The 21,857-nt window shown below is 63.1% G+C and carries 18 protein-coding genes; 3 read left to right on the forward strand and 15 right to left on the reverse strand.

Annotated features, from left to right (window positions below):
- Position 1: 1 nt before the first annotated feature.
- From HALDL1_10965 to HALDL1_10995, 7 genes are all read right to left on the reverse strand, one after another.
- Complete coding sequence (locus HALDL1_10965; protein ID AHG05299.1) at positions 2 to 370, reverse strand: hypothetical protein; 369 nt, start codon at positions 368 to 370, stop codon at positions 2 to 4.
- Between the two features lie 40 nt (positions 371 to 410).
- Positions 411 to 1,346 (reverse strand): hypothetical protein, encoded by a 936-nt coding sequence (locus HALDL1_10970; GenBank protein ID AHG04062.1) that lies wholly within the window; start codon positions 1,344 to 1,346, stop codon positions 411 to 413.
- Complete coding sequence (locus HALDL1_10975) at positions 1,346 to 4,651, reverse strand: transmembrane oligosaccharyl transferase (GenBank protein ID AHG04063.1); 3,306 nt, start codon at positions 4,649 to 4,651, stop codon at positions 1,346 to 1,348. The genes HALDL1_10970 and HALDL1_10975 overlap by 1 nt, the downstream gene beginning before the upstream one ends.
- 126 nt (positions 4,652 to 4,777) lie before the next feature.
- Positions 4,778 to 5,833 (reverse strand): nucleoside-diphosphate sugar epimerase, encoded by a 1,056-nt coding sequence (locus HALDL1_10980; protein ID AHG04064.1) that lies wholly within the window; start codon positions 5,831 to 5,833, stop codon positions 4,778 to 4,780.
- A 44-nt stretch (positions 5,834 to 5,877) separates the two neighbouring features.
- The gene (locus HALDL1_10985; protein AHG04065.1) at positions 5,878 to 7,002 is read right to left on the reverse strand and encodes a nucleoside-diphosphate sugar epimerase; all 1,125 of its coding nucleotides are present in this window, start codon (positions 7,000 to 7,002) and stop codon (positions 5,878 to 5,880) included.
- Between the two features lie 39 nt (positions 7,003 to 7,041).
- Entirely contained in the window at positions 7,042 to 8,007 is a 966-nt protein-coding gene (locus tag HALDL1_10990; protein AHG04066.1) for an epimerase, read from the reverse strand.
- Entirely contained in the window at positions 8,004 to 9,014 is a 1,011-nt protein-coding gene (locus HALDL1_10995; protein ID AHG04067.1) for a dTDP-glucose pyrophosphorylase, read from the reverse strand. The genes HALDL1_10990 and HALDL1_10995 overlap by 4 nt, the downstream gene beginning before the upstream one ends.
- 92 nt (positions 9,015 to 9,106) lie before the next feature.
- Between HALDL1_10995 and HALDL1_11000 the strand changes: the two genes are divergently transcribed.
- Together HALDL1_11000 and HALDL1_11005 are read left to right on the forward strand one after the other, a co-directional pair.
- The gene (locus HALDL1_11000) at positions 9,107 to 10,852 is read left to right on the forward strand and encodes a polyprenol phosphate mannosyl transferase 1 (Ppm1) (protein ID AHG04068.1); all 1,746 of its coding nucleotides are present in this window, start codon (positions 9,107 to 9,109) and stop codon (positions 10,850 to 10,852) included.
- A gap of 4 nt (positions 10,853 to 10,856) precedes the next feature.
- Positions 10,857 to 12,506 (forward strand): hypothetical protein, encoded by a 1,650-nt coding sequence (locus HALDL1_11005; GenBank protein AHG05300.1) that lies wholly within the window; start codon positions 10,857 to 10,859, stop codon positions 12,504 to 12,506.
- Here the strand turns inward: HALDL1_11005 and HALDL1_11010 are convergent.
- Genes HALDL1_11010 through HALDL1_11030 form a run of 5 tightly spaced genes read right to left on the reverse strand, consistent with a single transcriptional unit; the run spans position 12,414 to position 18,263 of the window.
- The gene (locus HALDL1_11010; protein AHG04069.1) at positions 12,414 to 13,880 is read right to left on the reverse strand and encodes a polysaccharide biosynthesis protein; all 1,467 of its coding nucleotides are present in this window, start codon (positions 13,878 to 13,880) and stop codon (positions 12,414 to 12,416) included. The genes HALDL1_11005 and HALDL1_11010 overlap by 93 nt on opposite strands.
- Positions 13,877 to 15,091 carry a glycosyl transferase gene (locus HALDL1_11015; GenBank protein ID AHG04070.1) on the reverse strand — a complete coding sequence of 405 codons (1,215 nt, stop codon included), beginning with the start codon at positions 15,089 to 15,091 and terminating at the stop codon, positions 13,877 to 13,879. The genes HALDL1_11010 and HALDL1_11015 overlap by 4 nt, the downstream gene beginning before the upstream one ends.
- Entirely contained in the window at positions 15,092 to 16,288 is a 1,197-nt protein-coding gene (locus HALDL1_11020; GenBank protein AHG04071.1) for a glycosyl transferase, read from the reverse strand.
- Entirely contained in the window at positions 16,281 to 16,943 is a 663-nt protein-coding gene (locus tag HALDL1_11025) for a glycosyl transferase (protein AHG04072.1), read from the reverse strand. The genes HALDL1_11020 and HALDL1_11025 overlap by 8 nt, the downstream gene beginning before the upstream one ends.
- A 57-nt stretch (positions 16,944 to 17,000) precedes the next feature.
- The gene (locus HALDL1_11030) at positions 17,001 to 18,263 is read right to left on the reverse strand and encodes a hypothetical protein (protein ID AHG04073.1); all 1,263 of its coding nucleotides are present in this window, start codon (positions 18,261 to 18,263) and stop codon (positions 17,001 to 17,003) included.
- Positions 18,264 to 18,352: 89 nt separating this feature from the next.
- On the opposite strand from HALDL1_11030, the gene HALDL1_11035 reads away from it, so the two are divergent.
- On the forward strand, positions 18,353 to 19,006 hold the full coding sequence (locus HALDL1_11035; protein ID AHG04074.1) for a type 11 methyltransferase: 654 nt from the start codon (positions 18,353 to 18,355) through the stop codon (positions 19,004 to 19,006).
- On the opposite strand, the gene HALDL1_11040 is transcribed toward HALDL1_11035, so the two are convergent.
- The 3 genes from HALDL1_11040 to HALDL1_11050 are packed head-to-tail and all read right to left on the reverse strand — an operon-like array spanning position 19,003 to position 21,843.
- Positions 19,003 to 20,763, reverse strand: coding sequence for a hypothetical protein (locus HALDL1_11040; GenBank protein ID AHG05301.1), 1,761 nt, complete (start codon positions 20,761 to 20,763; stop codon positions 19,003 to 19,005). The two genes, HALDL1_11035 and HALDL1_11040, sit on opposite strands and share 4 nt — an antisense overlap.
- Positions 20,764 to 21,129, reverse strand: a complete 366-nt coding sequence (locus tag HALDL1_11045) for a hypothetical protein (GenBank protein AHG05302.1) — start codon at positions 21,127 to 21,129, stop codon at positions 20,764 to 20,766.
- Complete coding sequence (locus tag HALDL1_11050) at positions 21,130 to 21,843, reverse strand: glycosyl transferase (GenBank protein ID AHG04075.1); 714 nt, start codon at positions 21,841 to 21,843, stop codon at positions 21,130 to 21,132.
- Positions 21,844 to 21,857: the final 14 nt, after the last annotated feature.

The raw sequence follows: 21,857 nt of genomic DNA on the forward strand, positions 1-21,857 counted from the left end.
CTCAGGCGCGACCCAGCACCAGCGTCACGCGGTCCACGTCGTCGTCCGCCTCGTCATCCTTTTCGGCAGACTCGGTCCCGTGGAGCGTTGCGAGGGCGAGGCGCAAGTCGTCCCGCACGCCGGCTCGGTTACAGAGGTCCTCCCAGACGCGCTCGGGGACGCGCAGCACCCAGCGCGCCCCTGTCCGCTCGACCAGCGGGTCCTCGCGGAACGCCTGGCGCCACTCGTACACGAGGCCGTCGACGGTCGTGCCCGGGTAGTCATCGACGGCCGCCTGCACCGACGCGGCGGCAGAGGCGAGGCCGGACTCGCTCACGCCGAGGGTGGACGCGACCTGGGCGACGGTGTCGCGTTCGAACGTGCCATTCATGACTGCCCGTTGGTCCGCGACGAAGAAAACGCCTCGGCCGTCAGTAGTCCAGCTCCCCGGTCGCGGCGTTGAGCGCGAGCACGAGGCCGGCGCCGACCACGCCGGAGACGAGCAGCGGCACCGCAGCGGCGACGGTCCACTCGGGCGTCGCGTCGGCGATGCGGATGGCCGGCGCGCGGAGCGCACCCGCCATCAGCGCCACGAGGAACGTCAGCGTCGCTGCGCGGTAGGTGTCCAGCGCCCACTGGACGACCCGCGCGAACGACAGGATGCCCACGAGCGCACCGAACATGAACACGACGAGCGTCGTCAGCGGGTCGACCGCCTGCCCGAACTCGCCCGCGAACAGGGTGTCCGTCGTGGCGCTCACCGCTCCCGTCATCGTCTCGTACTTCCCGACGGTCAGCAGGATGAGCGACCCCGAGACGCCCGGCAGCACCATCGCACAGATGGCGAACGCCCCGACGACGAAGATGACGAGCAGGCCGCCCGGGAGCGCGTCGCCCTGCGCCTGCCCGCTGAGCACGAACGCGAGGGTGAACCCGAGGACGCCCGCGAGCACTCGGCCCGGCGTGTCCGCGGACACCTCGTCGAACAGCACGACGACCGAAGCCGCGATGAGACCGAAGAAGAACGCGAACGTGAGCCCGGGGTAGTCGTGGTAGGCGACCTCCACGAGGTTCGCCACCGTGACGACGGCGCTCAGCACGCCGATTCCGAGAATCGCGAGGAACGGAACCTCCATCTCCGAGAGCGTCCCCCCGAACTCCGCGCGGACGCCGTCGTTCCCGAGGTCCGGCACGAGCGCAAGGAGCCCCACGGCCTCCCGCGGGTCGAGCGCCGCGAGCGCGCCGACGAGGCGCTCGTAGATGCCCGTGATGAGCGCTATCGTCCCGCCGGAGACGCCCGGCACCGCGTCCGCCGCGCCCATCGCCGCGCCCTTCAGGTAGACGGCGGCCCAGTCACTAGCCGCCATCAGCCAGTACGATGGACCAGGAGGCCGGCGACGGCGGGCAGTGCAGCGGCGGTCAGCCCGGCAGTCGTCGGCTGTGAGTCAGCAGGTCCGTCGCCCGTAGCGTCCGAGGAGCCCTCGGCAGTAATCGACGACGGGTCCGGAGCGCTCACAGACGCGGACGTGTTGTTCTGTGCGCCCTCGGGTTCGTCGACGACGTTCCGCTCGAGGTCGACGGTCACCGAATCCTCGGACTCGCCGAGCACCTGCGCCTCGGTCACGTCCGCCGTCGCGTTCCAGTTCACGACCGTCAGGCCGTCTTCGGCGGTCGTGTTCCCCGTCGAGAACTCGTAGGGGCCGGCCGCGCGCACCGAGACGTTCGTGTGGCCGTTCTCCGGCCCGAAGTTCTCGTAGCCCGTCGTCGAGTACGGCAGCGTCATCGTGAACTCGCCGTCCGGACCGGTCTCGGCGTGCTGCCTGTAGGTGAACGTCGGGTGAGAGCCGTCCTGACTGCTCGTCATCTGCGTGAGGTTCAGCTCCACCGTCGCGGTCACCGTCGTGTTCGCGGGCGCGGTGCCGGTCACCTCGGCGCCCTCGACGCGCTCGAACATCTTCACCCACGTCGGCATGTAGGCGTAGTTCAGCTCCCCGTTCAGGATGAGGTTCGCCGGCGCCAGGCTGTCGTCGCTCACGCCCACCAGCCGGTACTGTTCGAGCGCCTCGACGTCCCGGGTCGGGACGTCCTGGAAGCCACCGATCTGTGACGTCGAGTCGTTGGCGACGTACGCCTCGGCGGCGCTCATGTTGGCGAACTGCTGGACGTTCGGCGTCGAGGAGTCGAAGACGAGCAGTTCCTGTCCGGTCCGGCTGGTACGGGTCTCCCGCCAGTCGAGCACCGTCGGTTGGGCCTGCTTCGCGCTCCCGTGGTAGCGGTAGAGCCGCACCATCATCGACTCGAAGTACGGCTGGCTCTTCACGAGCGGCGCCTGCTGGAGGTAGCGCGCGCTCTGGATCTGGCCGTTCTCGTACTGGGCGTTGTACGCGACCCGGTAGAAGTCGTTACCGCTGAACTCCCGCGGCCCATCGTAGAACACCAGCGGCGCGCCGAACTTCGACTGTCCGGAGCTGAGGTCCGGACGCGGCGGCATGATCATCTTCCAGTCGACGGCGACGTACTTCGTCTCCGCGTCGTCCTCGTTGATGCCCGCGAGGACATCCGCTGCCTCCGACTCGTTCTGGGCGAGCAGGAAGTTCGCGGCCGTGTTCGCGCCCTGCTGGAACGGGTTGGCGTGGGGCACGCGCTGGCCCTCGACGGTGATCCAGTGGCCGTAGTCCCACCAGGACATCACGCCGTAGGAACCGTCGGGGTAGTCGAAGTCCCCAGTCCGGGAGTACGTCCCGTAGTAGTCCATGGCCTCAGCGTTCGACGCGCCGTCGAACTCACCCTCGGTCGGCGTATGCGTCTGCATCCACTCGAGCGCGTCGTCCCACTGGACGACAGCGCCGGGACCGTTCGACGAACCGACAGTGATCGCAGACCGCAGCGGCACCTGCTGGTTGTTCGCGTTCGTCAGCGTGATCGGCGACGCGCTCCCTCGGACGGAGTCGTTGTTCGTCGCCTCCGCGAGGGCGGGTGCCGCGACCGGCACCAGCACGAGCAGGACGACCATCACGACCGTGCCGACCTGGTACCAGCTCACGTCCTCGATGGTCGAGGCGGGCCGGTCGAGGTCGAGCACCGAGAGCACGCTTGCGAGCAGGTACGCGTTCAGCACGACGACCGGCACGACGAGGTAGTAGTTGAACCGCACCTGCGTGAACGCCGCCGAGGTGATGAACGCGCCCCAGACGACGACCAGCAGCGGCCCAGCGTCGTAGTCGCCGGTCACGGCGATGGCCGCCAGCGTGATGCTGACAATGCCGAGTGCAGTGAGCTGCCCGCCGATGCCGAAGAGATCGCCGATCCACGCCGGGAAGCCGGGCGCGGCGAACATGAGGAGAACGACCGCGACGCCGACAGCGGCGCCGGCGAGCCGCTTCAGACTGCCGCTCTCGAGGTGCGGACGCAGCAGGATGATGGCCGCCGCGAGCAGCGCCGTGAAGAACGCGAGCCCGTACTCCAGGAAGATGACGCCGAACATCCCCAGACCGTACGCGTTCGTCCGGGAGAGGAACGGCTGGGCTTCGCCGATTGTTCTTTGTGCTGCACCAGAACTAAATCCGATGAAACGAAGCAGATTCGACTCCATCATACCCCAGAAGCTCGGTAGAGCAACCGCGGTTACCCCCACACCGACGATGACTATAGCGAACACTGTGACCGGGAACGAAGCGCTAGTAAACCCACGTTCGTCCCACTCCCGTGCTAGCCATGCTAGAAAGACGGCGCCCACAGCAACTGCCAGCGAGAACAACGGTTGGAGTAACCCAAACTCTGTTGCCGAAAAGCTAGTGGTCGAGAGCGTAACCAGCATCAGGAGGGCGGTCGTCGCCATGCTCACCGCGGCGACGATGGCGACGTGCTCCGGGCTCCGACCGCTGTAGTAGTCGCTGGTCAGCTTCACGAGATAGAAGACGCCGAAGATACCCACGAGGAGGATGCCCGGCGGCCACATCCACATGTAAGCCGCAGCCGCGGCTCCCGCGAGGATGCTCCAGGCGACGACTCTCCGGAGGCCCGCGATGTCGCGGTCGAGGAACTGTTCGTAGACCGGTTTCTCGCGTTCGGCGACCCGTAGTGCGACGAGCGTCCCGAGAACGGCGAGTGACTGGAACAGCGGCTCGGCGCCGTTGTGGTCGGCCGCGCCGACGAGGCTGCGCTGGAGGAAGTAGCCGGGGAGCAGTGCGAGGATGACCGCCGCGAAGACGCCACCGATGCGGCCGCCGAGTTGCTTCCCGATGAAGTAGACCGGGATGGCCAGCAGCGCGCCGAAGACGGCGGGCGCGAACAGCAGCGTCATCGCGACCGTGTTCTGCGAAGGGTCGCCTAGGCCGACGACGAGCGCCGCCGTCGCGACGATCTGGTCGAACAGCGTGCCGAACTGGCCGACTGATGTCCCAGTAGAGAATGCCGTCCAGACGTCGAACGGCATCGTCTGCGGCCAGTGGTCGACCGTGTACATCACCTGCCGGAAGTGGTACCAGGCGTCGTTGCCGGAGAAGTACACCTGCCCGTTCCGCGTGAAGTTCTCCCACGACTGGACCCGAACCCATAGCATGAACGCGAGCACAGCGCCGAGCGCGGGCACGTGGTACCAGTCTTCGAGAGCGTCGAGGGCTGTATCGACGGAGAGGGAGGACTCCCTCGACGCTTCGGTCTTCTCGCTCATTACCCGTAGGGGCGGCCAGCGCGCGAATAAGCCTTGTGAAGTTTCCGGGCCACCCTATCCACTAAGCTTGGGCAAGCATCGGGACGTTGATCGATTAGAACCCCGTCTGGGACCCGACGGTTTAGTTCAGCGGTTGCTCCACCAGTCGATGAACCTACCGACGCCCTCCTCAAATCCCACCTGGGGTTCCCAGTCTAGTTCGTTCCGAGCACGAGAAATGTCCGAGACGTACACCTTCTGGTCTCCCTCTCGCCACTCGTCGTACGAGATGTCCGTTCTTCTCCCGGTCTCGTCCTCCAGTATATCGAGGAATTCTAGTAAGCTAGTGGTGTTCTCTGGCCCGCCACCGACGTTGTACACTGCCGGCTTCCCTTCCGGATCGGAGAGGAATGCGTCGTATGCTCGAATCAGGTCTTTCACGTAGAGGACGTCTCGGACCTGTTTCCCGTCGCCGAAGATGGTGAGGGGTTCGTCCCGGAGTGTGCTGATGGCAAAGTGAGCTACCCAACCTTGGTCCTCGTTGCCGAATTGGCGCGTTCCGTAGATGCAACTCATTCGGAACGCGGCAGCGTCGACTTCTCCCCGATCGGCGTAATCCTGTACGTAGAGATCCGCCGTAAGTTTCGACACCCCGTATGGAGTGTGTTCACAGTCGTCGATAGATAGTGACTCCGGAATACCGTCCTGATAGTCGGGGTCGTCGTACTGGTACCGCGTGTCCTCCTCACGGACTGGAATCCCGTTGACGTTGTCACCGTACACCTTGTTCGTCGATGCTAGCACGACTGCTGGATCACTGTCTGCTTTCCGTGCTGCTTCGAGAACGTTGAACGTCCCGAGAGCGTTCACTTCGAAGTCCGTTCGTGGGTCCTGAATCGAGGCAGTGACGGCGACCTGGCCTGCGGTGTGAACAATTGCATCGTGACCCTCTACAACCTCTTCTAGAAGTTCCTCGTCACGGATATCACCCTCTACGAGATCGACACCGGGATGGTTCTCTGAAATGTACTTCCAGTTGTACGCCGCCGTGTTCCGGCTATCGTCCGCCGTTTCTAGTGTGTCGACTCGACTGAGGTTGTCGAGTGCCGTAACGTCGGCGCCTCGTTCGGCGTAGTACTCCACGGCATGACTGCCGACGAAACCCGCACCGCCAGTGACGAGAACTGCGTCTGGCATGCTCATACAGAGCCAGTGAGACTTCCAAGACAAAGGTATTCCTCTTCTCCTCAGTCTTCACCAACTAGGCCCTTCTCTTCCAGTTCTTGGTGCGCCTTCTCGAAGTTGTCCTCTGCTTCCTGCTCACGGCCCCACTCGACCAGTTCACGCATTCCCTCCTCGAATCCAATTTCGGCTTCGAACCCGAGCTTGTCGTCGGCCTTCGTCGGGTCTGCGAAGCAGTGGCGGATATCCCCCTGACGATAGTCGTTCGCGATTTCGGGTTCGAGTTCAGCGGACCTGTCGTAAAGGTCTATGAGCGTTTCAGCTACTTCGTTGATTGTGGTCGGACTGCCGCTACCAACGTTGACAGCAACGTCTTCCGCGTCGGACTCGACGGCAAGTCGGTTCGCTCTCGCGATATCACTCACGTGAATGAAGTCCCGGGTCTGTTCGCCGTCCTCGAAGACGAGCGGGGGATTACCGTTCTTGATGCGACTCGAGAAGATGGCGCAGACGCCGGTGTACGGGTTGTCGAGTGCCTGGCGGCTGCCGAAGATGTTGAAGTAACGCAGCGCAACGGTCGGGATGTCGTACGCGCGACCGATGGAGAGCATCATCTCCTCCTGGTCTTTCTTCGTTATCGCGTAGATGCTCGTGCTATCCCGCGGCTTCGACTCGGGCGTCGGTTCGGGTTCGAGCGTCGAACCGCACTCCGAGCAGACGTGTTCCCAGCCGCCACTACCCATCTGTTCTTCGCTCCGGAGTGAGGGATGCCGGGATTTCTCGCAGTCCTGACAGTAGTACTCACCCTCGCCGTAGATGGACATCGACGACGCCACCACCATCTTCTCGAGTTCGATGTCGTCGTTGACGATTATGTCGAGGATGCGGGCAGTCGCTAACGTGTTCACGTCGACGTACTTCTCGATCTCGTACATCGATTGGCCGACACCCACGGCGCTGGCCTGGTGGTTCAGGACATCTGCGTCCTCGAGAAGGTCGATCATCAACTCGCGGTCGCGGACGTCACCCCAAACGTACTCTGCGTCGTCGTTCAGGTAGTCAGGTTCGTCCTCGTGGACTTGATCGGTGAGGTTGTCGACGACCGTCACGTCGTAGTCTGCGTCGACGTATTCGTCGACGATGTGGCTGCCGACGAATCCAGCACCGCCAGTGACAAGCACGCTGGTCATACAGACTCCGTTTACTGGGTCGGGCAAAAACCCCGCGGTTCAGTTGGTATCGACGCCGAGATTTTCTTCGAAATCGGGTACTGTTTGCCCGATACCCCGCTCAAGTGAGACGGTCGGCTCCCATTCGAGGAGTTGTTTCGCCCGACTGATGTCCGGCCGGCGTACCTGCGGATCGTCTTGCGGAAGGTCTTCAAAGACGATGCCACTGTCTGCGTCCAGCACGTCGACGACGACGTCCGCCAACTCCCTGATTTCGATCTCCTCGGTGTTCCCGAGGTTGATTACTTTGCCGGATGCCACGGACGGGTCTGCGTCGGCGAAGGCGCGGATTCCCCGCACGAGATCGTCGACGTAGCAGAAGCTCCGCGTCTGTGTACCGTCCCCATACACTGTCAGTTCGTCGCCACGTAGTGCCTGGGAGAGGAAGTTCGGAATCACTCGGCCGTCGTCTGGTCGCATTCGCGGCCCGTACGTGTTGAAGATTCTGACTGTTCTGATATCGATATCGTACTGCTGTCTGAATGCGACGGCGAGTGCCTCAGAGAATCGCTTGCTCTCGTCGTACGGTGCTCGAGGGCCGCGAACGTTCACGTTGCCGTTGTACTCCTCAGTCTGGGGATGTACCTCTGGATCGCCGTAGATCTCACTCGTTGAGGCGAGGATGGCGCGGGCATCGTGCTCCCGGGCATAGGAGAGCGCATTGTGAGTGCCCTGGCTGTTTGTCAAGGCGATTTCGACGGCGTGGGACTCGAAGTCTTTCGGACTCGCGCGAGATGCGAAGTGGAACACGTAATCCACGTCTCCGAGGTCAGGAAACGGCTCCCGGACGTCGTGGTCCACCGAATCGAAGCGCGCGGAGTCGATGTGCTCCAAGTTCTGTGGTCGACCACTTCCAAAATTGTCGAGAGAGGTTACCCGGTGGCCGTCTGCGAGCAGAGAATCGACCAGGTGACTACCGACGAAACCGGCACCACCAGTGACGACAGAGTGAGGAGTAACAGTCATAGGTTGATGGTGCTGTTATCGCCAACGTTCAGGTGGTTCGCTTCGCCCCGGACCGTCGCACCGTCGCCGACGATGCTCTGCTCGAGGTTCACGTTCTCGAGGGTCGCATTCTGACCGACGATGCTGTCTCGAATGACACTGTTCGTGATTGAAGCCCCGTCGTCTACGCTAACGTGTGGTCCGACCACACTCTCCTCGACACTGATGTTGTCACCGAAATCCACGGGTGGAACGACGACTGCGCTATCGATAGCTGACGACCCGTTCGTGTCTAGCTTGGAGAGGAGTACGCGGTTCGCCTCAAGAAGTGTTTCCGGGCGTCCGCAGTCGTACCAGTCCTCGACCTCGAAGATATCTATGCGCGCGTTCTGGTCGATCATCCGCTGGAGGGCGTCAGTTAGTTGGTACTCGTCTCCGGCGCCGCGGATGTTATTCTCGACTAGGTGGGCCAGTGCATCGAAGAGCAGTGGGGAGTTCTCCACGACGTAGACTCCGCTAATTGCGTAATTCGACTCTGGTTCGTCTGGTTTTTCGACGAGTCGCTCAACACGACGATCGTCTTCGAGTTCCGCCACACCATAGTGCTGGGGCTCCTCGACAGTCTTCACGCCGAGGCTGGCGTCGGAGGACCCCAGTTCCTCGTGAGCGGCAAGAAACGTGTTGTAACCTTTCTCGAAGAGCATGTCGCCGAGTACGATGAGGAGTGAATCGCCGCGTGCAACGCTCTCAGTCTGGTGAATACTGTGGCCGAGTCCCTCGGCGCTCTCCTGCTCGACGAACCAAAACTCGAACTCGTCACCGAAGGACTGCTTCGCATATCGTACAATCTGGTCTTTCATCGGACCACCAACGACGATAACGGCTTCATCGATTCGCGTCTCGGTCAAGTTCGAAAGAATGTGGCCCAGTATGGGTTTACCAGCCAATCGGACCATCGCCTTCGGCTTCGTGTGCGTCTGCGGATACAGACGCGTCCCCTGTCCTGCAGCGGGGATGATAGCCTTCATGCGTATACCCAGCCACAATTCCGTAAAAAGTGCGTCGTTCCCATCCGCACAAGGGAAGAGTTTTGAGGAGGGTTCGTTAAACCTCGTTCGGAATGCAGGTCTCAGTCGTCGTCCCGGCCCACAACGAGGAGGGGAATCTCCGGCGACTAGTGGACCGTGTGCGGACGGAACTCGCCGAAGTCGACTTTGAGTTGGAACTCGTTCTCGTCGACGACAACAGCACCGACTCGACCGGCCGTATCTGCGACGAGATTGCCGAGGAGTTCGACGAGGTGACCGTCGTGCACCGGACCACCGACGGCGGGTTCGGGAACGCAATTAAGGCGGGGCTTGCGGTGGCCTCCGGCGACGCCCTGATTCCGTTCATGGGCGACCTGTCGGACGACCCCGCGGACATCCCGAAACTGGTCGGCGCCTTGGAGGAGGGCTACGACGTCGCCTACGGGTCGCGATTCACATCGGGCGGGCAAGTCGACGGTTATCCCCCGTTGAAGCTGTTCTACAACCGCTCGTTCAACAACCTAATCCGACTCGCGTTCGGCATCCGCGCGAGGGACGTGACGAACGCGTTCACCGCGTACCGGCGCGAAGTCATCGAGGAGATCGGCGTGGAGAACCTCGAATCGGAGAGCTTCGACCTAACCGCGGAGCTCCCGCTACGGGCGCACATCCACGGGTTCAGCAGCACGGAAGTCCCGGTGTCGTGGCGGAGCCGGGACGCGGGCGTGAGCAAGCTCAACGCCACCCGAAAGGGGCCGCTGTACCTGAAACGACTCGCACAGATGTTCGTCCTCGGGAACGTAGCTGGACTGCGAGACATCGTTCGCGTCGTCACAGGCGGCGGCCCGGTGCGCCTGCTCGCCACTGCCGTGTTCGGGCTGCTCGTCCTCGTCGGATTCTTCTCGGTGACGGGGTTCACAGAGGTGTTTGGGGTCGTATCGGGCGCCAACCCTACCCTCGTCGCCGTCGCGGCGCTCGTGTATCTCCTGTCATTCGTCTTCCGAACGTGGCGCTACCGCGTCCTGCTCCGCACGTCCGGCCACCTGGCGAGTGTAGGTGGCGTATTCAGGTGCATTGTCGCCGGGTGGTTCGTAAACTTCCTCGTTCCGGCGCGGGCAGGTGACGTCGTTCGCGGCCTTGCCCTCAAATCCACCGAGGACGTGCCGTTCGGAGTGGCGACCGGATTGGTCGTAGTTGAGCGTATTCTCGACATGGTCACGCTCGGCACAACGATGCTCTTCGTCGCCGTGGTGGTCGTCGAGACCCAGCAAGTGTCCGACTTCGCCGTTGGCGCGCTCACGATTGCGGTGCTGCTCGCAATCGGCCTCGTCGCAATCTGTGTTCTCGACGAACACGTCGTCTCCGTACTCGAACCCGTGCTTCCGAACGCCAGCGGTACCATGGCGGCGTTCAACGAGGCGCTCTCGCAGGTGGCCCAGAACCGTTACGCACTCGCCCTCACTGCACTCCTGAGCGCGCCCGTTTGGTTACTCGAAGTCGGTACGCTGTACGTGAGTGCGCGAGCGTTCGGCGTCGCGCTCCCCGCGGTCCAGACCTTGGCCGCCGGCGTCGCCGCATTCCTCTCGCAGGTCGTCGCCGTGACGCCCGCGGGCATTGGCTCCTACGAGTCGGTCCTCGCAGGGGTGCTCACCCAGTTCGACGTCGCCGCGGCCACCGGGACCTCCCTCGCACTCCTTGACCACTTCACGCGGGTCGCCGTCATCTCCGTCGTCGGCACCATCTGTATCGTCCACATCGGATTCCGCTCGCGGGTCTACTTCCGGGAGCGTACAGAACCGACCGAAGATCAGACCGTGCCCGCGTCTGTGGAGGAGTGAAACGATGGGCGTGAATCGCTACTGGCAGCAGCTTAACCCGCAGACTCGGGTCGTCGTCATCTTCGCCATCGTGTTCGCAGTTGTGCGGCTCGCGCTCGCCACTCAGTCGACGTTTCCGTGGCATCAGGGGTGGAATGAAGGCCAATACGCGATGATAGCCCACGGGTTCCTCGACCACCCGCTGGAGCCGCAGTACGGCGACCGGCACATCTACAACGTCCCGCCACTATTCCCGTACATCGTCTCGCTGAGTTTCGCCATCTTCGGGGAGTCGACAGTCGCGGCTCGCGCGCCGAGCACGCTCTTCGGCGCCGGGACGATCCTCGCGACGTACTTCCTCGGCCACCGAGTGTTCAGGGACCAAACGGTCGCCGCAGGCGGGGCCTGCCTGCTCGGCACGCTCCCATACTTCCTGCTTTACAGCGGGCGCGCACAGACGGACGTGGCGATGTTGTGGTTCTTCACAAGCAGCCTATACGCAATCGTGAGAGGGTACGAGGAAGAATCGTCACGGTGGCTAGCCGCCGGTGGAGTCCTATTCGCGCTCGGCGTCACCACAAAGCAGCCGACCGTGCTGTTGGCGGGCGTCGTCCTCTGCTGGCTGGTGGTCGACCGCCGCTGCCATCAACTGTTCGGTCGAGAGACAGGCGTGATCATCGGTGTGAGCGCTCTCGCACTCCTACCGCTGTTTGCGTGGCTCGCGCTCAATTATCTCGCTTCACCGGCGGCGTTCGTCCACGATTGGCAGCACGAGCTGTTCACACGGACGCCACCGTTCGCAAACGTGAAATTGCTCGCCACCGTCGGGCTCTCGCTGGGCGTTACGCCACCCGTGCTCGCGCTCGCCGCCGTCGGGTCGCGTCCGGAGAGCGGGCGGTGGCTTCGCGAGACCGGCAGTGAGGCGGTGCTGCTCCTCTGGGTTCTGCTATATGGCTCCTTTGTACTCTATCGGACGCCGCACGGCCACCAGTACTACCTGGTCGGCCTGCTGGTCCCGCTGTCGCTGTACGCGGCGCGAGGCGTCGCTCGGGCCGGACGGTTCCTCCGCGCACGGAAGCTCGTCACGCACCGGCCGAACGCTCTCGTGGCCGGGCTACTAGTTGTTTTGACGCTCTCTGCGAGCGGCGTGCTCGTTGGCCTCGCTGGCGACTACGCGGTGGGAGGTGGCGAGACAGTGTCAGGGGAAGCCGGCGAATTCGTAGCAGGGTCGATACCCGACAAGGCGACCGTCTACGTAGTCAACGAGTACGGTCCGCCGATTCAATGGTACGCGCGTGAAGGGTTCAACGCGTCGAAAGTCAACGTCTACTACGTCTCCAAATTTACCCCTGAGTTCGCGTCGAAACTTCAGAACGATTTCGACGTTCCCGTGTATCTCATGTACCCGACGACCAGCACTGACCGCGCCCCCGACCTCCCTTACGAGCGCGTCTACGAGACGTCCGTCTACCGGCCGCCGTTCGTCAGCAGTCTCGGGGTTCTTGTGGACGCGCCGGGGAAGTTCCAGTACTACCTGGACGGCAGGGGACTGGTCGTGTACCGGCTGGACGCGGCGAACGAATCAGTCGCGGCCGCCGGAGAGAGGGCTGGCGTATCCGAGGCTCTCGGCGACGCTCCGCAGCATCGCTCGCGTCTGACGGCTCACGCCGAGTAGCAAAACGAAGTATCCGGTGACTCCGACAGACACGACCACAGCGAGCGACACCCACCCCCTTATCGTGACAAGGGAACGGACCCCAACGACGATTGCCAGCATGCCTGCGGCAGCAACGGTCTGTTCTAGCAGCGGGCGTGGAAGCAGTTCGATGTTCCCCAACTGTCGCCTGACGACGAATGCGAGCGCCGCATACCGGACGGCCTCCGAGACGATTGTAGCGGCCACAATACCGTACACACCGTAAGCGTATCCCAGTGTGACTCCGAGGACGACGTTCAATCCGAGTGCGACAATCGATACCCGCATGTCCGCCCGCGGATCGTCAAGTCCGCGAAGGACGTGGCTGAGTGGACGGTTCTGGGTCATTATAATGCGCGCGAGCGCGAGACCAACGAGTAGCGCAGGCGCAGTCTGGTATTCAGTGCCGAAGAACACGCGAATCAGCGGCTCGTTGAGTGCGAGTGCGCCCGCGAACAGCGGGAGCGCGAGCACGCTCGTGTACGACAGCGAGTTTGTGACGTCCATCACGACGTCCCGCCGCTTGCTCCTGAGGTTACTCACGCGGGACATCAACCCCCCAGCGGCGACCTCCGAGACGAAAGTCGCGGGAACGACCAGTGCGAACGCAACTTGGTAGTCGCCGGCGTAGTCAGCTGCGAGCAGCGCGCCGATTAGGAGCAGGTCAATGTTGTCGAACGTCGTGTTGAATAGTTCCGCGGGGACGCTGTAGACGGCGAACGAACCGAGACTCTCAACGATTTCCCGCGAAGGGAGCACAGGCGCAGTAGCGAGGACGTACAGGAGGAGCGGCACCACGAGCAGAGACGCGGCCGCCAGTCCGAGCGCGAGGCCGACCACGCCCGCGCCCGCTCCCACGACGAGCAGGAGTTGCGTGCCGAACGTCACGTACGACCGGACGGCGTCGATGGCAGTTGTCACGCTCATCATACCGGTCGCTTCCACGAGTCGCTCGGACGCCTCAAAGAGTCCGATGGTGGCGACGAGCACGACGAACAGTACGGGGCCGGCGTTGAGGCCAGTGTACTCAACGATGACGTCGGCCGCCAGTAATCCGCCGACGGCAGCGACGGCCGTCCAGAGGACGTACCCAGCTATGACGGACCCCAGAATTGAGCGCCCATCACTCGCCGTCTCGGAGAACCGCTTCTTCCCGGCTTCTGCCCAGCCGCCGACTGGACGAATCGTCAGCTGGACCGCGGTCAACAACAGGTAGTAACCTCCGAACGAGTTCGGGCCGAGCGCCCGCGCGAATACCACCGTGCCGAGGAATCCGACGATTGCCATTCCGAACTTCGCGACTGTTCCCTTCGCCGCCTCGCCGCCGAGGCTCAGTTCGGAGGGTTCGGTCATCGGTCGAGGAGATCCCGGTATGAATCCATTTGCCGGCTGACTATGGGCTCCGCGCTGAACTGCTTGATTACGTGATCACGTGCGGCAGCACTCATGTCCGCGGCGAGCACGTCTTCAATTCCGTCCGCGACGCCTGCCGCGGAGACCGGTACACGCCGCCCGGTTTCGCCGTCAACGACTGTCTCGGTCATCGGCGGTTCGTCGTGCACGACAGGTGGCGTCCCGCATGCCATCGCCTCTACCGGCACCATGCCGAACGATTCGAGTACGCTCGGGAACACCACAGCGTCGGCGGTTGCGTAGTACGCTGGCAGGTCGGCGTCGGGCACATACCCGACGAACCTCAGTCGGTCCTCAACCCCCAAGTCTTGCGCCGTCCTGAGCACGCGCCGCAGGTACGGGTCGAGCGACTCGGTGTCAGTGGGGAGGCCGTCCTCGTCGTCGAACCCCGAGCCGATGGGGCCGAGCACCGCGAGCGAGACGGAGGTCTCGGTTTTCGGGAGTGCTTCGACCGCTCGATGGAGACCCTTGTGGGGGACCTTTCGACCGGCGTACAGGACCGTCGGCCCGTCCAGCAGGTCGACGCTCCCCTCTGGTTGCGCGTCCGGGCGGTACGTCTCCGTGTTGACGAAGTTGTACATCGTTCGGCGCTTCGAACTGACCGACGGCACTGCCGCCTCCATCCACGCGCCCTGCGCGTCACTGACGCTGTAAACGCGGTCGGCTTCACGGAACACCTTCCACGCCTCGACGCGACGAATCCAGGTGTCTGCCTGCCAGCGGGCCGCGTGCAGCGCCGAGAGGTTTTCGATGAATTGCTGTTCCCGGCGCCACGGGTGCGCATTGTGCTCCGTGACCACGACGCGGGTCGACTCGGGCGCCGAGAACCCGAGCAAGTGAGGGTAAAACTGAGCGTGTACGACGTCTATCGGGTCGCGACGGTGGACGCGGCGCACGGCGTCTTCGAGCGTGCGGCCAAACCGTATCGGTGGCAGTACGTGAGACGGCGGTTTCGCTATCGGTTCGGTGATCACCTCGAACGAGACGCCGTCGGCGACGTACGACTCAGGAGGGGCCTCTCCCACGGTGAAGATTGTCGCAGAATGGCCACGTTCGACGAGCGCGACAGCGTACTCGACGGTGAGTTTCTCGATGGCGCCTCGACGCTCCGGCGTCACTGGCGCGCGCCCACCGACGAAGGCCACGTGCATTTACGTCACGCTCCAGTACTCGGCTTCTATTTCGTCTACGATTCGCTCCCAGCTGTAGTGCTCGATTGCGTAGTCGCGCGGGACAATCCGCGGGATATTGGCTGCCAGGATTTCGACGATAGCGTCAGCGAGCGCTTCCCTGTCAGCCGGGGGGACAACGCTGCCGACGTCGGCAGTCACTACTTCTGGGATGCCACCGACATCCGTGCCGACGACGGGCGACCCGCTGGCGAGCGCTTCGGTGAGTACCATCCCTTGTGCCTCGAATCGCGACGGCAGCACGAACACGTCCGCTGCAGCGTACAGCGCTCGCAGCTCGTCGTCCGGCACTTGTCCCACGAAAACGACGTGCTCCCGGAGCGCTTGCTCGTCGAGGAGCGAATCGATCCGGCGCTCGTACGCATCGCCGCCCGACCCGCCGAACATGTGCTTGTTCGGACCGACGAAGACGAACCGCGGAGTCTCGTCTGCTACCTCGATCACTCGCCTCGCCGCCCGGAGCAACACGTCCACGCCCTTCGCTTCAACGAGCCGACCGACGAACAGGACAGTCGACCGGTCGCCGAGGTTGTAGCTCTCGGTGACATCGCTCGTCGAGACGTCTGGCCTGTACAAGTCGACATCAACGCCGTTCGGAATGACTTTCGGACTGGCGTCTGCGTGTTCTTGCACCCCGTTGGCTACCGCCTGGCTGACGGCGATTGGAAGGTCCGCGCTGCGGAGGAGGTGTCCCTCCACGCGGCGCGCAACGTGTCGCTCGTACACGTTCACGTCGTCCGCGCACCACATTCCATTGTGGCAGGTATAAGCGAACGCTGCGTCGGCCCGGCGAGCCAGCCGCATCGCTCGCAGCCCCGCATAGGCGTTGTGGGCGTGGACCACGTCGGCGTCCGTGACCACACGGGCAGCCTGTCCCAATCGTGCCGCGTAGAGTGCCTCGTTGATGAGGTGGTCGGCCCACCCGTCCAGCAGACCCGTGGAGACGCGCCGGGCGGATACACGGCGAAGTGTCACACCGTCCAGCGCGTCTGGGTCGTCGGGACCGTACTGACGGTCCACGACAGTGACGTCGTGCCCTCGGGACGCTAGTTCGGTCGTCACTGAGCGAACGTGGCGCTCGACGCCGCCGCCGAACTCCCCGTGGATGGGAACGATACCCGCCGTGACGTGCACGACATCAAGGCCTTCGTCAGCCATACTGCCCTCGAGTCAGCCCCGCTTTCTGGAAGGCGAACTGGAGGAGTTTCGGCGCCATGGTCACGGGATGGTGGCGCGTGAGATAGTACAGCCACTCCAGGTGCCCGCTGCGAGTCAACGTCGTGTCGACGTCGTGGTGGGGGACGACGTCACGAGGTAGCTTGCAGACACGCGCACCTGCTTTTTCACAGCGGATGCAGAAGTCTGTGTCCCCTCCGTGCTCTCTGTCCTCGTCGAATCCGCCAACTGCTTCCCACACCGAGCGGTGGAACACCATGTACCTGGTCAGCAGCCAGTCCATCGGCCAGAAGTCTTCGAGACCGACGACGTGGTGTTCGGACATACCCTCGACCAGCATCGCGGTCATCGTCGTGGGGAACGTGATGTCGTCGTCAGCGACGATTATCCACTCGCCACTCGCCTCGTCGACGCCCCGGTTGCGCGCGACGTTTCGACCCGGGTCGGTCCGGACAACGGTCTCCAGCCACTCGGGCGTGCTCTCGGCGGTGTAGTTGCGCACCCGGTTGCTCGCGACGACGACGGACGCCGACGAAAGCGTTTCCTCTACATCGAGGTCGGCGTGTGCCTCGCCTGTCAAGGGGGCGGGTCCAGGAGTGTCATCGTCGTCGGAGTCTCGGTATTCGTCGTCTGACATAGTGTCACGCCCCTCGGATGGGTGGGTGTGTGGTCCAATCATCGTCCCGTTGTCGACTTAAGTATAGCGTCCACTGGCCGACGCTGTCCACGCCTCGTAGGCACGGTACACCTGTAAGCCAAAGAGCGCGAACAAACCCCAGATGCCGAGCTGGAGTAATGAGAGTATCGGCCGCAGCGCGGCGAGCTGTGGGAAGATTTCAACGCCGAAGCCTGCGAAGAACCCCAGCACGTAGGAGTGGACGTGCAACGAGAACACTGCTAGCACCGGCAGCACTGGCACACCATCCGGCCGGCGGAATTCGTCGACGAGAACGACGATGAGCGCGGGAAGAATCATGTAGACGGCGTACAGATCGGGGATCGGGGTCGCGAGCGGGACCGTCAGGAACCCGAGACAGAGGACGTGCCGGTCGAGTTGTTCGCTCCGTCGGGTCGCACTAACAAGCGCGCCTGTGGCGACGACTCCGGCAACGAGGAAGTGCGCGTACAGTGCAGCGTCGCCTAAGACGTAGAACGGTCGGAAGAAGTACGGCCCCCATTCCGTGATGCCACTCGAAACACCGCCGTCGACGGTCTCCTGCCCCCATCCTTTGCCGATGAGGAGGACGTCGACATAGGACTGGAAGGTGTCGACTCCGAATACGAGAACGCTCGTTCCGTAGAGGAACACGACTCCGCCGATGCCACCGAGGAGGCGCCGCCAGTCGCGGAGGAGGTGCGCGTTCGCCGGCGCGTACATTGGCTTCACGAGCGACGTCACCGCGGTAATCCCGCCAGAGAGGACCGCGGGAACCTCGTCGCCGACGCGAGCGCGCTCAGTGAACCCCGCGGCGACGCAGAACGCGCCGGCGAGCAATCCGGAGACCTGCCCAGACTTCACCCAGAGAATGGTCGGGAAGAAGCCGAATAGCGCTAGGAATACGAGTACGCGCTCCGACCGCGTGAGCGAGACATCCAGCGAGCGCAGCAGGAATGTGACGCCGCCAAACATGAGGACTAGCGAGAAGGCGACCCAAAGTGTGCCTGCCAGATGCGGCGGTAAAACGGTAAACGGGACGAACACGGAGACGACCACTGGCGGATAGACGTACGGATTGTGGACGCGTGCGTACAACGGCTGCGAGCCGACCGCGCGCTCGCCGGCGGTGTAGAACGCCTGTATAAAGTCGTAGAACGTGAACCCGGGAACGACGCCGAAAATCTGGAGCGATAACTCGACAACTGGGAACGCAACTAGTGAGACAAGTGTCAGGAGTGTACAGTAGTACGTAAGAGGCCCCCTTTCTCGGAGGTGGGGAAGGCGATTCCGGACGGTCATGATACTGGTCTTCCCTTAGCCTTACTTGCAAATACCGGTTTCATCCCGGTACCGACGTGTTCAAATACGAAAAATCCCCATGGGGAGTAATGGTCGGTGACATCTATACCGAGGCGGACTACTTCCGCTCCCGGTTTCCGTACGACCGTTCGAAACATCGTATCTGGGCTGAAATTGGGAGTTATCTCGATCAGGAATACGGTATCGACGGTACCGTCGTTGACGTTGGCGCTGGGTACGGCTACTTCCTTTCGGCGGTTTCCGCGCGTCGGAAACTCGCGGTGGACGTCAGCGCATACCCTCTGTCTCGGGTTGACGAGCCCATTGATACGTGTCTCGGAAACGCCACGGACCTGCCGCTCGCCGACGATACCGCCGACGTCGTGATGGCGAGCAACGTTCTCGAACACCTTGAAGTTGAAGAGATTCGGCGCGCATTGACGGAGTTTCGGCGCGTGCTCGGTAAGGACGGCACGTTGTTCGTGATAACGCCGAACTTCGCGCTTGCGCCAGGTAAGTACTTCGACGACTTCACTCACCGGACGATTCTCACCCACCGGTCCGCCGCTGACCTCCTTGCTGTCTCCGGGTTCGAAGTGAAGGAAACAGTCGTTCGATTTCTGCCGTTCTCGGCCGAGGGACGGGTCCCTGCGTTCCGCCCGCTCGTTAGACTCTACTTGGCGCTTCCGATCTCGCCGTTCGCGGGCCAGTCACTGCTGGTCGCGGAGCCGAAACACGACTAACCGGACTCGTTGACGGGAGTGCGAACGAACACCGTAAACGAACCGTACGATTCCCCTGTGTAGTTCTCGTCCCCCTGCAGTACCGACAGGAGTGGCGAGTCGATGCGATAGTACTGCTCGTTGCGGAGCACGACCAACGGTGGCTTGTCGCGCTGGAAGTCGGCGACTGTATAGCGGTCCTTGTCGTGGTATGGCCCGTCAACGTAGTACCCGATGTCCGTCGGGAATACGGCACGCTTCCTGGCGTCCTCCGGCAGGGATTTGTACTTCTCTTGCACGACTTTGAGAGTCTCTTCCATACCCTCTTGGCCGTAGTAGTAGTGCGTACTGTAGTCGGCCGATGACTGGATCGCGAGCGTCGCGCCATTAGTCCCGATGACGACGACGATGAGCGCGATTGTCGCCGCCGTTCGGCCGTCGACGGATACGCGGTCGGGTGCGCGGCGTCGCAAGACGTGAACCGCGAAGAGAACGCCGATGAACAAGAGGGCATACGCGCCCACCGTCCTCGCCGTGTCGACGGTCACCGAGTGGAAGCCCGCCTCGAACGGCGCGAGGAAGGGGTCACCGACGAGGACGGCGGACCCGACGGCGACGGCACCCACCGCGCCGACGAAGAGTCGGCGGTTGACGCACGCCTCGTGGACACGATTCGACACCGCCAGCGCACCGAGTACCGCAAGCAGTGGCACCGCTGGCCCGACGTACTTCGGGAACCCGTACGGCATCTTCGCGAGGACCGCGTACTGGAGTATCGTTGCCAACGCCACAGAGAGCAGGAGCGCGGACGCCGAGCGCTCGCGGACGCCGGCGACGATGCGGTTGGCCGACGGAAACGTCCGGCGAACCGGTGACGGCACCAGCGCGAGCACGGCGAGCGCGACGAGGAACGGCGATACCCAGAGCAGTTCCGTGTACAGCGTCCACGCGGACAGCATCACGCGCTTCGCCGTGGACGCGGCGTCGGCGTCGGACGCCTCAAAGAGCATACCGAAGTTGTGGGCGTACGGCGAGAGGAACGACAGTTCGAGCGCCGACGACACTGCGTACCACGTCACCGAGAAGAGCGCGAAACCGCCAACCGCTGCGCCCAGTGTAACCGGCGCCAGCCGAGGCCCACGACGGACGACGAGATAACCGCCGACGCAGACGAGCAGTACGGGGAGCGGCCCGAACTTAACCCACGATATCGCGGCGAACCAGAGCAGTAGCCCAGCGGCGAGTTGGCCCGTCGACCATTCCTTGATTTCCGTCGCCCAGATCGTCCACAGCAGGAACGTTATCGTGGCGAGCGTGAGTAGTGACCCGTCGATGTCAATGAGCGTCGCGTCCTGCACGGCAATCGGCGACGCGACGAAGAGCAGTGCTGCAAGTCCGAGCAGCCTCGGAGACCCGGGCACCCCGTCCAACCGGTGTACGGCCCGGTGTAGGACGACGACGACCGGCACGACGAGCGCGGCGAGTAGCATCGTCGCGCCGCGTGTGACGACCACGTCGGCTCCCAGGGTATCAATCCATCCGCCTACGTAGTAGATGTATGTCGGCGGGTGCCAGAGGCCATACTGCCAGCCGGCCTGCTCGCTCTTGTAGTAGAACGGGACACCGCGGACCGCAACCGCCCGCATCCCTCGGACGAACACAGTCTCATCGATGATGTAGTTGTCTGAGAGGGAAGGGATGGCGGCGAGCACGAACGCGGCGACGGCCACCACCGACGTCGCGACTTCACGCCGGGACGGCAGGAGTCTCACGGACATTCACGCGCTCCCCCCGAGACCAATGAGGGTGATGCCCACGAACACCAGCAGCGTCCCGAAGATGGTTCGCGGACCGACCGACTCGCCGAGCACAGTCACGCTCAGGACGACGACAAGTACGTACGTCAGCCCCATAAACGGGTAGGCCAGCGAGAGCCGGGTGCGGGAGAGCGCGTTCACGTAGAGCGTGAAGCTCGACGCGTACAGCACGCCGCCGACGAGGAAGTACGGGTGGCCGAGTAAGCCGAGCGGGTTAGTAAAGAGGTCACCGAGCGAGCTCAACGCGTCGGAGCCGATCTTCAACGACAGCTGGCCCGCGGCATTCAGGACAGCAACGAGGACCAGTTGCAGGATGGTAGAACGCATCTACTTGCGGTTCACCCATTCTTTCACAATGAACACGATCATCACAAGCCCGAGTTTGAAAGCGGGCAAGAACTCCCCGGTAATCTTCGACGTACCCTCCCGCGGCCGGTAGTTGACTGGAATCTCGATCATCGACGTGTCACTACTCGCGACGCGGACTAGCATTTCGGGGGAGAAGTGCGAACCACCAACCGTCAACTCGTCACGAATGTCCTCGTAGGCGTCCGACGAAATAAGCCGGAACGTGCAGCCTACGTCCGTCAGCGACGACGTGTTATGTAGTACTTCAAGAATCTTTCCGACAAACCAGTTCCCCCACCGGAGGAATGGGTCCATGTTTGCGCCCTCCCAAATGAGCTCCCGGGCCGTGCGGGTCCCGACGACGAAGTCGAAGTCGTTGGAGTAAGCGAGCAGTTTCTCGATGTCCCGGGCGGCGAACGTCCCGTCCGGTTCGACGAGGACGAGTAGGTCGCCCTGCTCGTTCGCTTCCGCGAGGGCGCGCCGGCAGGCGTACCCATAGCCTTGATTGGGTTCTCTGATAACGACCGCGCCGGCTTCCTCCGCGAGTTTAGCAGTCCCGTCGGTGGAGTTGTTGTCAACGACCACGACGTCATCGACCCACTCCTGATTCAAGAACGACGTCACCGCAGTCGCGATGTTCGCCGATTCGTTGTACGCCGGCATCCCGACGACCACGGACTCGCCACAATACATCGACTTCAACTCCC

This window comes from Halobacterium sp. DL1 (assembly GCA_000230955.3).
Classification (GTDB): domain Archaea; phylum Halobacteriota; class Halobacteria; order Halobacteriales; family Halobacteriaceae; genus Halobacterium.